Genomic DNA, 13,501 nt, shown 5'->3' on the forward strand with positions numbered 1-13,501 from the left:
AGCGTGCGGCGCATGAACACCTCCACCGCCAAGACCTCTACCGCCCCTGCCGCCGAAGACGATCGCGAGGAGCAGCCGCCCACGTCCGAAGCCGCCGCCGCGGTGGCTCAGGGCGGCTCCCCGGCCACCGGGGAGAAGAACGGACCGTCCGACGCACTCACCAAGACCGACGTGTCCGGGGAGTTCGACGAACACCTGGACGAGGAGTCCTTCGACGACCACGACGAGGACGACGACGCGGCCTCCCGGGGCATCGGCGCCGGAGCCGGGGCCGTCGTCTCGACCGCCCTTGGCGTCGTCGGCCTGGTCGGCGGCTGGACCGGCAAGGTCGCCTCCGAGCGCGAGACCCTGATCGGCCAGATCAAGACCTCCAGCGGCGGCACCGCCGCCCAGCAGATCTCCGAGATCTACGGCGACTCCTGGCACACCACCGCCCTCGTCAACGGCATCTTCGCGATCCTCGCCCTGCTCGTCGGCGTCTTCGTGCTGGTACGGCCCGCCTTCGGTACGCCCTCCGCGCAGCCGCAGCCGTCCTGGATCCGCTCCGTCGCCCTCGGCGGCGTGGTGCTGGGCGCGATCGGGCTGGTCCTCTCGATCGCCATGTTCTTCGACCTGATCGTCGGACTGCCGAGCACCTGACCCGGCCCGTACGGGTGGCGACCGGTTCTCCCCGGAGGACCGGTCGCTACTCGACCTCCACCAGCAGGATCCGGTCGTCGCCCGGCTTCGGGTCGCCGCGCCCGTCGGTGTTGCCGGTCACCACCCACAGCTTGTCGCCGCCCGCCGCGACCACCGTCCGCAGCCTGCCGTACGTCCCCTCCAGGAACGCCCGCGGCTTCGCCAGGGGCTCCTTCGCCGAGCCGTTCAGCGGAATCCGCCAGAGCCGCTCGCCGCGCAGCCCCGCCATCCAGACCGAGCCCTTCGCGTACGCGATGCCGCTGGGCGACGCCTCGGCCGTCTTCCACTGCGCGACCGGATCGATGAAGTCACCGCCCGCGCCCTTCGGTGCGATCCCCTCCACATCGGGCCAGCCGTAGTCGCCGCCCGGCTCGATGAGGTTCAGCTCGTCCCAGGTGTCCTGGCCGAACTCCGAGGCCCAGAGACGCTTCTCGCCGTCCCAGGCGAGCCCCTGCACATTGCGGTGACCGGGGGAGTAGACCACCGAGTCCGCCGCCGGATTGCCGTGCACCGGCTCCCCGTCCGGGGTCATCCGCAGGATCTTGCCCGCCAACGAGTCCTCGTCCTGGGCCAGTCCGTCGTCGCCGGTCTCGCCGGTGCCCGCGTACAGCATCCGGTCCGGGCCGAACGCGATCCGGCCGCCGTTGTGGACGGCGCCCTTCGGGATGCCGCGCAGGATGGTGTCGGGCGCCCCCAACTGCTCGCCGGCGGGCCGCCGTTCGTCGTACACCATGCGGGCGATGCGGTTGTCGGACTCGGTGGTGAAGTACGCGTACACCTGGTGGTCGGCGCCGTACGTCGCGGAGACGGCGAGGCCCAGCAGCCCGCCCTCACCGGCCGGCGACACCCCGGGGACGGAGCCCAGCAGGGTCTTGCGGCCGGACTTCGCGTCGACGCGGGTCACCGTGCCCTCGTCCCGGGAGGAGACCAGCAGGTCGCCGCCGGGCAGCACCGCGAGCCCCCAGGGGGAGTCCAGGCCGGTGGTGAGGGTGGAGACGACCTTCGCCGAGCCCTCGGCGGGCGGCAGCGAGACCGTGGGGGAGGGGGCGGCCGACGGCGAGGCGGCCGTGGTGCCGGTCGCGCCGGAGGTCCCGGATCCTCCCGGGTCACCCGAGGTCGACGAGCAGCCCGCGGTCAACGCCAGGGCCGCCGCCGCGAGGAGGGCCGCCGCCGCCGGGCCGCGTGCCCCCGGGACACGTACTGAGCGGAACACCGCACTGCCTGATCCGAACACCGCACCGCGCACAGAACCGATCCTTCTCCGGGCCCGCCGGGCCCCCTCGTCCGCTCCCGGGCCGCCCGTCCACGGACCACCCCCGCCCATGGTGCCCGTACCGGCGCCGGGTACTCGGGCATCGCGCCGAACCGGCGTGCTCCCGCCGCGCCGGCGGGAGCACGGACGGTCCCGCCGGCGGGCACCGTCGGTGCCACGAGCCGGGCGCCGTCAGTCCCACGAGCCCAGGGCCGGTGGGAGCGCGGCGATCTCGGCCAGGTCGCGGTCGGTGAGCGCCAGCGCGGCGGCTCCGGCGTTCTCCACCGCCCACTCCTCCCGCTTGGCGCCCGGCACCGGCACCACGTGCGGGCCCTGCCGCAGCACCCACGCCAGCGCCACCTGCGCCGGCGTCGCCCCGTGCCGCTGCGCGACCCGGCGCAGCCCGGCCACCACCGGCTGGTTGGCGGCCATCATCTCGGCGGTGAACCGGGGGTGCCGGGCCCGGGGATCGTCCGGCTCGAAGCCCTGCCCCGGCTTCAGGGTGCCCGTGAGGTAGCCGCTGCCCAGCGGCATCGCCGCCAGCAGCCCCACCCCGCGCGCGGTGCACCAGGGCAGCAGGGAGACCAGCGCCTCCGGCGACCACACCGACAGCTCCGCCTCGACCGCACTGACCGGGAAGACCTGCTGCACCCGCTCCAGCTGCCTGATCGTCGCGTCGTGCAGCCCCGCCCGGGACCGGCGCGGCACCCGCGCCCCCACGGCGCACAGCCCGAGCGCCCGTACCTTCCCGGCGGTCACCAGCTCCGCCATCGCACCCCAGGTCTCCTCCACCGGCACCTCCGGGTCGGCGCGGTGCAGCTGGTACAGGTCGATCACATCGGTCTGCAACCGTCTCAGCGAGGCGTCGCAGGCCCTGCGCACGTACCCGGCACGGCCGTTGGCGACGATGTGCTGATCCCCCACCAGCAGCCCGCACTTGGTGGAGATGAAGGCGTCCTCGCGGCGGCCCTTCAACGCCCGGCCGACAAGAAGCTCATTGGTGAACGGGCCGTACATGTCCGCCGTGTCGAGCAGCCGGACCCCCGCGTCGAGAGCCGCGTGCACCGTACGCACCGAGCGTTCGCCGAGCCGTTGTGACGCGCTGTAGCCCCAACTCATCGGCATACAGCCCAGCCCCACCGCGCCCACGGCGAGCGCCGCCCCACCGATCGTCCTGCGCTCCAACTCCCCGAATCCTCCCTCGGCCGCGTCCGACACGGCCTCGCCCCACCGCCCAGGGCCCGCCCCGTGCTCGTCCCACGATAGGGAGTGGACCAGCACGTTGCGTCACGCGGCTGGCCCTGTCCGCCCATTCCCGTCGGGCGGGAAGACGCCCCGACGCCTCACCGGCGCGCCCCGACGGCCCCGCTCCACCTTCGGAACCAGCACGTCCACCGGTCCCGCACGGCCTCCGCGGCATGACCTCCACCGGTCCCGCACAGCCTCGGCGGCATGACCTCCACCGCCTCGCATAGCCTCGGGAGCATGACTTCCACGACCCGCACCGACGTGTGGCTGCCGCTTCCGGCCGACGAGATCCCGGGGCTCCCCGAGGGCCTCACCTACCACTTCTGGGACGGCGGAGCCGAGTTCCCGGCCGACCCGGCGCAGTGCGCCTTCTACGTGGTGCCGTACATGAAGGGCCCCCAGGCGTCCGTCCGCCCGATCCCCGAGATGCGCGCCGTACAGGTCGTCCAGACCCTCTCGGCCGGTACCGACCACGTGGAACCCGCCCTCGCCGGGCTTCCCGCCGGCGTGCGCCTCTGCAACGCCAAGGGCGTGCACGACGCGTCCACCGCCGAACTCGCCCTCGCGCTGGTCCTCGCCTCGCTGCGCGGCATACCCGGCTTCGTACGGGGCCAGGACGCCGAGGAGTGGCGGTCCGGGTTCTACCCGGCGCTCGCCGACAAGTCGGTGCTCATCGTGGGGTACGGCTCCATCGGTTCGGCCATCGAGGACCGGCTCGCGCCCTTCGAGTGCGCGCGGATCGCGCGCGTCGCGCGCACCCCCCGGACCACCGCGCGCGGGCCCGTACACGCACTCGACCAACTCCCCGCGCTGCTGCCGCAGGCGGACGTGGTGATCCTCTCCACCCCGCTGAACCCGTCCACGCGCGGGCTGGTCGACGCCGCCTTCCTGGCGGCGATGCCGGACGGCGCACTCCTGGTGAACGTCGCCCGGGGTCCCGTGGTGGACACCAAGGCGCTGCTGGTCGAACTGGAGTCGGGACGGCTGCGGGCCGCACTCGACGTCACCGACCCGGAGCCGCTGCCCGCGGGCCACCCCCTCTGGCATGCTCCGCACGTTCTGATCAGCCCGCACGTGGGCGGCAGCACCTCCGCGTTCCTGCCGCGCGCCAAGCGGCTGATCGCCGGTCAACTGACCCGGTTCGCCGCGGGAGAGCCCGTGCACAACGTCGTGCGCACCACCGGCTGACAGCGGTCCGGAGCGGCGATACCACGCCCCGTACGCACAACACCCCAGGTCGTCACGGAGAGTAGAGGAAGTATGGCCCTGCGTGACGAGTCTGGTGTATCGTCCAGAGGCGGGGGCTGCGCCGTGGCAGGACGGCGGCGGGGCGGGCAGCTGGACGCGAGGGGGCAGTGGGCGATGTGCGGCCAAAAACGGGACGGACGGACGCGGAACCGGCGACAGCGGTCCTCGACGCGAGCGCTGCGCCGCAGCCGCCCGCCGTCGCGACCGGTGCTCCGCCGCGCGACCGCGGGCCGGGGTGCGACGGCGGTTCGCACGACGGCGCGGCGGACCGCCACGGACCGGCGGTCGGTCCGGTGAGTGCCCTGGAGGCCCCGCTCTCCCGGGGGTCGGCCGTGGCCGCCCGCGCGAGGGTGCTGCCCCAGGTCCTGCTCGCCGTCGTCTGCGCGGGGTACGCGGTCGGTGCCGCCGTCGGCTGGGGCTCGACCCGACTGGCCCTCTTCATGGGCGACTTCGGCCTGAGCCTGGCGGCCCTCATCGCCTCCGTCTCCTGCTTCCTCTACGCGGGCGCGGCCGGCCGTCCCTCCCGCGCCGCCTGGCTGCTCTTCTCGTTCTCCTCCGCGATGGCCGCCTGCGGCAACGCCATCTGGGGCTGGTACGAAGTCGTCCTCGACGGACACGTACCGCCGCTCTCCGCCGCCGACTTCTTCTTCCTCTGCTTCGCCCCGCCCGCGATCGTCGGACTCCTGGTGCTCGCCAAACGCCCCGTCTCCCGGGCCGGCTGGGTCTGCCTGGTGCTGGACGCCTGGCTCATCGGCGGATCGCTGCTCACCCTCTCCTGGAGCCTCGCCCTCGCGCACACCACCGACGTCGTCGGTGAGGGGGAGAGCGTCGCCCGCGCGGCGCTGTCGCTCGCCTACCCGCTGCTCGACATCGTGCTCGTCTCCATGGTCCTGGCCCTGCACTTCCGGCGGAACAACGCCAACCGCTCGGCGGTCAACACCGCCATCGCCGGACTCGCCCTGACCGTAGTCAGCGACGCCCTGTTCACCTCCCCGCTGCTCCGCTCGACCTACCACTCGGGCCAACTCCTGGACGCGGGCTGGTTCGCCGGCTCGCTGCTCCTCGCCTACGCGCCCTGGGGCGTACGCCACACCGACGCACCGGCCGGGCACCCCGCGTACGCCGAACGCCCCGGCCGGACCGGGCGCACCACCAGCCGCCCGATCGCCGGATCGCTGGCCGCGCTCACGCCCTACCTCGCCGCCGCCGTCTGCACCCTCGGCATCCTGTACAACGTCGTCGAGGGCCGCCGGGTCGACGGGGTGGTGGTCTTCACCGGCTGCGCCGTCGTGCTCGCCCTCGTGCTGCGCCAGGCGATCATGCTCCTGGACAACCTCACCCTCACCCAGGAACTCGCCCAGCAGGAGAACCACTTCCGCTCCCTGGTCCAGGGCTCCAGCGACGTCATCATGATCGCCGCACCCAACGGCACGCTCCGCTACGTCAGTCCGGCGGCGGCAGGGGTGTACGGCCGCCAGGCCGAGGATCTGATGGGCGCGACGCTCTCCTCGATCATCCACCCCGACGACCGCGGCCGGGTCGTCCACCAGGTGCGGCGCTTCCTCGCCGCCCCACCCGCCGAGGAGCCCACCACCCGCATCGAGTGCCGCTTCCGGTCGGGCTCCGGGGACTGGCTCAACGTCGAGTCCACCGTCAACCGCCACCACGGCGGCCTCCTGCTCAACAGCCGCGACGTCACCGAGCGCGTCCGGCTGCAGGCACAGTTGCAGCACAACGCCGAGCACGACCCGCTCACCGACCTGCCCAACCGGGCGCTCTTCACCTCCCGGGTGCGCCAGGCGCTCGGCGGACGGCGGGCCGGCGACCTCGGCACCGCCGTGCTCTTCATCGACCTCGACGGCTTCAAGGCCGTCAACGACACCATCGGGCACCAGGCAGGCGACGAACTCCTCGTCCAGGCCGCCCAGCGGCTCGCCGACTCCGTCCGCGCCGCCGACACCGCGGCCAGGCTCGGCGGCGACGAGTTCGCCGCGCTGATCGTCGGCGACGGCACCCGCGACCAGGCCGCCCGGGAGTACCAGGTCCACGAGATCGCGGACCGGCTGCGCCTCACCCTCTCCCAGCCGTACCTCATCGGCACCGGCGAGGTGCGGGTGGCGGCCTCCATCGGTGTCGCCTTCGCCGAGCCCGGGATCACCCCCACCGACCTCATGCGGAACGCCGACCTCGCGATGTACCGCGCCAAGGCCGCCGGCAAGGACCGGGTCGAGCTGTACGCACCCCAGATGCAGGCCGACGTCGTGCGCCGCTCCGAGCTCGCGGCCCGGCTGCGCACCGCGCTCCGCGACGGCGAGTTCGCCCTGCTCCACCAGCCCGTGGTGCACCTCGCCACCGGCACCGTCGCCGCGGTCGCCGCACAGGCCCGCTGGCGGTCCGCCCAGGGCATCCTCTTCACCCCCGCCGAGTTCCTGCGCGTCGCCGACGACGGAGACCGCACCGCCGAGCTCGGCCGCTGGCTGCTCGAAGAAGCCGTCCAGCAGGCCGCCGAGCGCACCCGGGCCGGGTACCCGGTCTCCGTCTCCGTCCGGCTCTCCGCCGGACGCCTGCTGGACAACGCCCTGCCCTTCGGCTCCGTCGAGGCGCTGCTGACCCGCCACGGCCTGCCCTCCGGCGCCCTGATGATCGAAGTCGGCGACAGCGACCCGCGGATCTCCTTCGACGAACTCGAACGCCGCCTCGTGGCCCTGCGGCGCCTCGGCGTCCGTATCGGGCTCGACGGCTTCGGCAGCGGATACGCCGCCATCAACGCACTGCGCCGCCTCCCCGTCGACGTACTCAAACTCGACCGGGGCCTCGTCGAAGGCGTGGTGGAGTCGGCCCGGCTGCACAAGATCACCAGCGGGCTGCTGCGGATCGCCTGCGACCTCGGGATGCAGTCGGTGGCGGACGGCGTCGACGTCCCGGAGCAGGTGCTCGCGCTGCGGGCCATGGGGTGCACCCACGGCCAGGGGATGGCCTTCTCGGGGCCGCTGGACGAGTACCGGCTGCGCCACGCGCTGCGCCGCGGACACTTCCCCGTACCCGGAGTACCGGCAGCTCAGCCCGTACTCGCCGGGGGTTCGCCGCCCCGGCTGGGCGGCTCACATGATGAGACGTCCGTCCCACCCGCTTGACACGGTCGCCGTGCCGGAGAGAGGGTCAATGCCATGCGCACCCGAATTCTCGTACTTGGAAAGCGCGTCGGCTGAAGCGGGGTCCTACGACACTCCGCTTACCGCACCGGCGCGCTCCCCTCGCTTGCCTCACGGCACGAGGGGTTTTTTGTTGCACTGGCACTCCCCAAAACCCCGCAAAACCCTCAGCCTCGAGAAGAGAATGCCGATGACCGAGCAGGCCACCGGGGCCCACCACCCCCAGTCGCGGTCCCGTACCGGCGGACAGCCGTCCGCCATCGTTGAGCACGTCACGGGCGCGCAGTCCCTCATCCGTTCTCTCGAAGAAGTCGGCGCCGACACGGTATTCGGCCTTCCCGGCGGCTGCATTCTCCCCGCCTACGACCCGCTGATGGACTCCACCCGGGTGCGCCACGTCCTGGTCCGGCACGAGCAGGGCGCGGGTCACGCGGCCTCGGGTTACGCCCTGGCCACCGGCAAGGTGGGCGTCTGCATGGCGACCTCGGGCCCCGGCGCCACCAACCTGGTGACCCCGATCGCCGACGCGCACATGGACTCCGTGCCGATCGTCGCGATCACCGGTCAGGTCGTCACCGCCTCCATCGGCACGGACGCCTTCCAGGAAGCCGACATCTGCGGCATCACCATGCCGATCACCAAGCACAACTTCCTGGTGACCAACGCCGACGACATCCCGCACACCATCGCCGAGGCGTTCCACATCGCCTCCACCGGCCGTCCGGGCCCCGTCCTCGTCGACATCGCCAAGGACGCCCTCCAGGCGCAGACCACCTTCAGCTGGCCGCCCACCCAGGACCTCCCGGGCTACCGCCCGGTCACCAAGCCCCACGCCAAGCAGATCCGCGAGGCCGCCCGGCTGATCACCCAGGCCAAGCGCCCGGTGCTGTACGTCGGCGGCGGCGTGGGGAAGGCCGGTGCCACGGCCGAGCTGAAGGTCCTCGCCGAGCTCACCGGAGCCCCGGTCACCACCACCCTGATGGCGCTGGGCTCCTTCCCCGACAGCCACCCGCTGCACGTGGGCATGCCCGGCATGCACGGTTCGGTCACCGCCGTCACCGCGCTGCAGAAGGCCGACCTGATCGTCGCCCTCGGCGCCCGCTTCGACGACCGCGTCACCGGCAAGCTGGACAGCTTCGCCCCGTACGCCAAGATCGTCCACGCCGACATCGACCCGGCCGAGATCGGCAAGAACCGCCTCGCCGACGTGCCGATCGTGGGCGACGCCCGCGAGGTCATCGCCGACCTGGTCCAGGCGGTCCAGGCCGAGCACACCGAGGGCAACACCGGCGACTACAGCGCCTGGTGGAAGGACCTCAACCGCTGGCGCGAGACCTACCCCCTCGGCTACGACATGCCCGAGGACGGCAGCCTCTCCCCGCAGCAGGTCATCCAGCGCATCGGTGAACTGGCCCCCGAGGGAACGATCTTCGCCGCGGGCGTCGGCCAGCACCAGATGTGGGCCTCGCACTTCATCCAGTACGAGAAGCCCGCCACCTGGCTCAACAGCGGCGGTGCCGGAACGATGGGCTACGCGGTCCCGGCCGCGATGGGCGCCAAGGTCGGCCGCCCGGACGCTCCCGTCTGGGCCATCGACGGCGACGGCTGCTTCCAGATGACCAACCAGGAACTCACCACCTGCGCCCTGAACAACATCCCGATCAAGGTCGCCATCATCAACAACGGCGTCCTCGGGATGGTCCGCCAGTGGCAGACCCTCTTCTACAACCAGCGGTACTCCAACACCGTGCTGAGCGGCGGAGCCGACACCGACGGCGTCGCGCAGCGGGGCACCCGGGTGCCGGACTTCGTCAAGCTGTCCGAGGCGATGGGCTGCTACGCCATCCGCTGCGAGGACCCCGCCGACCTGGACAAGGTCATCGAAGAGGCCAACGCCATCAACGACCGCCCGGTCGTGGTCGACTTCATCGTCCACGAGGACGCCATGGTGTGGCCGATGGTCGCCGCCGGCACCTCCAACGACGAGGTCATGGCCGCCCGAGGCGTCCGCCCCGACTTCGGCGACAACGAAGACGACTGAGAGACAGAGAGAGACCGACTCCATGTCCACCAAGCACACGCTCTCCGTCCTGGTCGAGAACAAGCCCGGTGTCCTCGCCCGGATCACCGCCCTGTTTTCCCGACGCGGGTTCAACATCGACTCGCTCGCCGTCGGGACCACCGAACACCCCGACATCTCCCGCATCACCATCGTGGTGAATGTCGAGGACCTGCCTCTGGAGCAGGTGACCAAGCAGCTCAACAAGCTGGTCAACGTCCTGAAGATCGTCGAACTGGAGCCCGGCGCTGCGATCCAGCGCGAGCTCGTCCTGGTGAAGGTCCGTGCGGACAACGAAACCCGCTCGCAGATCGTCGAGATCGTCCAGCTGTTCCGCGCCAAGACCGTGGACGTCTCCCCGGAGGCGGTCACGATCGAGGCGACCGGAGGCGCCGAGAAGCTGGGCGCGATGCTCAAGATGCTGGAGCAGTACGGCATCAAGGAGCTCGTCCAGTCCGGCACCATCGCCATAGGGCGCGGCGCGCGCTCGATCACCGACCGATCCCTGCGCGCTCTCGACCGCACCGCATGACCCCTCGGAGGGCCCGCGGCGCGCAGCCCGTGCCCTCCGGCCCGGTTTCGCCGCTCGGATGGCGAGACCGGAGAACGTACCTGGCGCCCCCCGCCGTACGGTGGGACGCAACACCTGCACACAAGGAGAAACACCAGTGGCCGAGCTGTTCTACGACGCCGACGCAGACCTGTCCATCATCCAGGGCCGCAAGGTCGCGGTCATCGGATACGGCAGCCAGGGCCACGCCCACGCGCTGTCGCTGCGTGACTCCGGCGTCGACGTCCGCGTCGGTCTGCACGAGGGCTCCAAGTCCAAGGCCAAGGCCGAGGAGCAGGGGCTGCGCGTCGTCACCCCCGCCGAGGCCGCGGCCGAGGCCGACGTCATCATGATCCTCGTGCCGGACCCGATCCAGGCCCAGGTCTACGAGGAGTCCATCAAGGACAACCTCAAGGACGGCGACGCGCTCTTCTTCGGGCACGGCCTGAACATCCGCTTCGACTTCATCAAGCCGCCGGCCAACGTCGACGTCTGCATGGTCGCCCCCAAGGGCCCGGGTCACCTGGTCCGCCGTCAGTACGAAGAGGGCCGCGGCGTTCCGTGCATCGTGGCCGTCGAGCAGGACCCGTCGGGCAAGGGCCTGGAGCTGGCTCTCTCCTACGCGAAGGGCATCGGCGGCACCCGCGCCGGCGTCATCAAGACGACCTTCACCGAGGAGACCGAGACCGACCTCTTCGGCGAGCAGGCCGTTCTCTGCGGTGGCACCGCCGCCCTGGTCAAGGCCGGTTTCGAGACCCTGACCGAGGCCGGTTACCAGCCGGAGATCGCGTACTTCGAGTGCCTCCACGAGCTGAAGCTCATCGTCGACCTCATGTACGAGGGCGGCCTGGAGAAGATGCGCTGGTCCATCTCGGAGACCGCCGAGTGGGGCGACTACATCACCGGCCCCCGCATCATCACGGACGCCACCAAGGCCGAGATGAAGAAGGTCCTCGCCGAGATCCAGGACGGCACCTTCGCCAAGAACTGGATGGCCGAGTACCACAACGGTCTGCCCAAGTACAACGAGTACAAGAAGGCCGACAGCGACCACCTGCTGGAGACCACCGGCCGCGAGCTGCGCAAGCTCATGAGCTGGGTGAACGACGAGGAGGCGTAAGCCTTCGACCGCTGGGCGGGCCCTGCTGCACCATGGCGGGCCCGCCCGGCGGTGCTTCGCCCGGCTCCGTGTCACTGCGGGGCGCGACGGGCGGAACGAGCACCACGCAGACCGGAAGGGTGTCGCCGAGAGGCCGCGGTCGTACGTATGTACAAGCCGTACATTCTCGTGAGGGTGATCCTTCCACCGGGGAGGAGTCATCGCCCCGGTGCATGACTACACTGCTCAACACATCTACGCGTCAGGGCCCACAGTGTCGTGCGTCTTCCACGCGGCTAGCCTCCACCGCCTGCGGCCGTCGGGACGGCCGTCCGCACTGGATTTGTGAGGACACACGTGAGCTCGAAACCTGTCGTACTCATCGCCGAAGAGCTGTCGCCCGCCACGGTCGACGCCCTGGGGCCGGACTTCGAGATCCGGCACTGCAACGGCGCCGACCGCGCCGAACTGCTCCCGGCCATCGCCGATGTCGACGCGATCCTGGTGCGTTCCGCCACGAAGGTCGACGCCGAGGCCATCGCCGCGGCGAAGAAGCTCCGGGTCGTGGCCCGCGCGGGTGTCGGTCTGGACAACGTCGACGTCTCCGCCGCCACCAAGGCCGGCGTGATGGTCGTCAACGCACCGACCTCCAACATCGTCACCGCCGCCGAGCTCGCCTGCGGTCTGCTGGTCGCCACCGCCCGCCACATCCCGCAGGCCAACTCCGCCCTGAAGAACGGCGAGTGGAAGCGCTCGAAGTACACGGGTGTCGAGCTCAGCGAGAAGACCCTCGGCGTCGTCGGCCTCGGCCGCATCGGCGTGCTGGTCGCCCAGCGCATGTCCGCCTTCGGCATGAAGATCGTCGCGTACGACCCCTACGTGCAGCCGGCCCGCGCCGCGCAGATGGGCGTCAAGCTCCTCAGCCTGGACGAGCTGCTCGAGGTCTCCGACTTCATCACCGTGCACCTGCCCAAGACGCCCGAGACCGTCGGTCTCATCGGCGACGAGGCGCTGCACAAGGTGAAGCCCTCGGTGCGCATCGTCAACGCGGCCCGTGGCGGCATCGTGGACGAGGAGGCGCTCGCCTCCGCCCTCAAGGAGGGGCGCGTCGCCGGAGCCGGCCTCGACGTGTACGCCAAGGAGCCCTGCACGGACTCCCCGCTCTTCCAGTTCGACCAGGTCGTCTGCACCCCGCACCTCGGCGCCTCCACGGACGAGGCCCAGGAGAAGGCCGGCATCGCCGTCGCCAAGTCGGTGCGCCTCGCGCTCGCCGGTGAACTGGTGCCGGACGCGGTCAACGTCCAGGGCGGCGTCATCGCCCAGGACGTGCGCCCGGGCCTGCCGCTCGCCGAGAAGCTCGGCCGCATCTTCACGGCCCTCGCGGGCGAGGTCGCGGCCCGGCTCGACGTCGAGGTCTACGGCGAGATCACCCAGCACGACGTGAAGGTGCTCGAACTCTCCGCGCTCAAGGGCGTGTTCGAGGACGTCGTCGACGAGACCGTCAGCTACGTCAACGCCCCGCTCTTCGCGCAGGAGCGCGGTGTCGAGGTCCGCCTCACCACCAGCTCCGAGTCGGCCGAGCACCGCAACGTCGTCACCGTGCGCGGCACCCTCGCGGGCGGCGAGGAGGTCTCGGTCTCCGGCACACTGGCCGGCCCCAAGCACCTCCAGAAGATCGTCGCCATCGGTGAGTACGACGTCGACCTGGCGCTCGCCGACCACATGGTCGTCCTGCGCTACCAGGACCGTCCCGGTGTCGTCGGCACCGTCGGCCGCATCCTCGGCGAGGCCGGCCTGAACATCGCGGGCATGCAGGTCTCGCGCGCGGACGTGGGCGGCGAGGCGCTCGTCGTCCTCACCGTCGACGACACCGTCCCGCAGCCGGTGCTGAACGAGATCTCCGAGGAGATCGGGGCCGCCACGGCCCGCTCGGTGAACCTCGTCGCCTGAGCCGCTCTTCGCACCGTGTGACCTTCGCACCCGGGGCCCGTACGTCCACCACGGACGTCCGGGCCCCGGGTGCTTTGCCGTCCCCGCCCCGGCTCCCGCACCGCCCCGGCTCCCGCACCGCCCCCGCGCCCGCACCGCCCCGAAACGACTGCCCACCGACTGCCCGCCGACTGAATAGTCCGTTATGGGCCCGGAGTTGGGCCCTGGGGCCCACGACTCCGACCGCCGCCCCGCTCTAGCGTGTGCGGCAGTCGTGTCGCGTACG

General features: G+C 71.6%; 9 protein-coding genes. 7 read left to right on the forward strand and 2 right to left on the reverse strand.

The genetic code is table 11. The features are described 5' to 3' along the window. The first annotated feature begins 12 nt into the window (after positions 1–12). Positions 13–639, forward strand: a complete 627-nt coding sequence (locus OG599_RS24630) for a hypothetical protein (protein WP_327178149.1) — start codon at positions 13–15, stop codon at positions 637–639. Between the two features lie 46 nt (positions 640–685). On the opposite strand, the gene OG599_RS24635 is transcribed toward OG599_RS24630, so the two are convergent. Together OG599_RS24635 and OG599_RS24640 are read right to left on the reverse strand one after the other, a co-directional pair. After that, positions 686–1,924, reverse strand: coding sequence for a PQQ-dependent sugar dehydrogenase (locus OG599_RS24635; RefSeq protein WP_442809531.1), 1,239 nt, complete (start codon positions 1,922–1,924; stop codon positions 686–688). Between the two features lie 198 nt (positions 1,925–2,122). Continuing rightward, positions 2,123–3,115 (reverse strand): aldo/keto reductase, encoded by a 993-nt coding sequence (locus OG599_RS24640; protein ID WP_327180173.1) that lies wholly within the window; start codon positions 3,113–3,115, stop codon positions 2,123–2,125. Positions 3,116–3,415: 300 nt separating this feature from the next. Between OG599_RS24640 and OG599_RS24645 the strand changes: the two genes are divergently transcribed. From OG599_RS24645 to serA, 6 genes are all read left to right on the forward strand, one after another. Next, a complete protein-coding gene (locus OG599_RS24645; protein WP_327178151.1) occupies positions 3,416–4,366 on the forward strand; it encodes a 2-hydroxyacid dehydrogenase in 951 nt (316 codons plus the stop codon). A gap of 353 nt (positions 4,367–4,719) precedes the next feature. Further along, positions 4,720–7,560, forward strand: a complete 2,841-nt coding sequence (locus OG599_RS24650; protein WP_442809532.1) for a putative bifunctional diguanylate cyclase/phosphodiesterase — start codon at positions 4,720–4,722, stop codon at positions 7,558–7,560. A 202-nt stretch (positions 7,561–7,762) separates the two neighbouring features. Next, positions 7,763–9,619: an acetolactate synthase large subunit gene (locus OG599_RS24655; protein WP_327178152.1), complete on the forward strand. Its 1,857-nt coding sequence runs from the start codon at positions 7,763–7,765 to the stop codon at positions 9,617–9,619. Between the two features lie 22 nt (positions 9,620–9,641). Next, the gene (gene ilvN, locus OG599_RS24660; RefSeq protein WP_266709431.1) at positions 9,642–10,169 is read left to right on the forward strand and encodes an acetolactate synthase small subunit; all 528 of its coding nucleotides are present in this window, start codon (positions 9,642–9,644) and stop codon (positions 10,167–10,169) included. 136 nt (positions 10,170–10,305) lie between these two features. Beyond that, on the forward strand, positions 10,306–11,307 hold the full coding sequence (gene ilvC / locus OG599_RS24665; RefSeq protein ID WP_327178153.1) for a ketol-acid reductoisomerase: 1,002 nt from the start codon (positions 10,306–10,308) through the stop codon (positions 11,305–11,307). 336 nt (positions 11,308–11,643) lie between these two features. Then, entirely contained in the window at positions 11,644–13,236 is a 1,593-nt protein-coding gene (gene serA / locus OG599_RS24670) for a phosphoglycerate dehydrogenase (RefSeq protein ID WP_327178154.1), read from the forward strand. The last annotated feature ends 265 nt before the right edge of the window (positions 13,237–13,501 follow it).

This window comes from Streptomyces sp. NBC_01335 (assembly GCF_035953295.1).
Taxonomy (GTDB): domain Bacteria; phylum Actinomycetota; class Actinomycetes; order Streptomycetales; family Streptomycetaceae; genus Streptomyces.

What these genes read in the sequence shown, in the direction of transcription:
- OG599_RS24655 (WP_327178152.1), top strand. Translation starts at nt 7,763, where the DNA reads ATGCCGATGACCGAGCAGGCCACCGGGGCCCACCACCCCCAGTCGCGG.
- OG599_RS24645 (WP_327178151.1), top strand. Translation starts at nt 3,416, where the DNA reads ATGACTTCCACGACCCGCACCGACGTGTGGCTGCCGCTTCCGGCCGAC.
- OG599_RS24630 (WP_327178149.1), top strand. Translation starts at nt 13, where the DNA reads ATGAACACCTCCACCGCCAAGACCTCTACCGCCCCTGCCGCCGAAGAC.
- ilvN (WP_266709431.1), top strand. Translation starts at nt 9,642, where the DNA reads ATGTCCACCAAGCACACGCTCTCCGTCCTGGTCGAGAACAAGCCCGGT.